We start from the raw sequence: 383 nt of genomic DNA on the forward strand, positions 1-383 counted from the left end.
GCGCGACTACGCGACGGTGTTCCTCGACGGCGTCTACCAGGGCGCCATGTCCCGGAGCAACCTGCCGGCGACCTACACGACGCCGCTCGGCGTGACGGTGCGCGACGCGCCGCTGGCGCTGAAGACCTCGGCGAGCGGCAGCCCCACGCTCGACATCCTGGTCGAGGGCATGGGCCGCAACAACTTCGGCCAGGCGCTGGTCGACCGCAAGGGCATCACCGAGCGGGTGTCGCTTGTCGACGCGGGCACCCTGACCGGCACGTTGACCAACTGGCAGACCCACCTGCTGCCCGTCGACGAGACGTTCGTGGCCGGTCTGCGTCCGGTGATCACCAACGCCGCGCGGCCCGGCATCTTCTTCAAGGCCACCGTCAACCTCACCC

Annotated in this window: 1 pseudogene; it reads left to right on the forward strand. The window is 70.0% G+C overall.

Annotated features, from left to right (window positions below):
- A pseudogene (locus KBX53_RS35980) lies at nt 1-383 on the forward strand (hypothetical protein); the annotation flags it as partial.

Source organism: Micromonospora sp. M51 (genome assembly GCF_018070305.1).
In the GTDB taxonomy this organism is placed as follows: Bacteria; Actinomycetota; Actinomycetes; order Mycobacteriales; family Micromonosporaceae; genus Micromonospora; species Micromonospora parva.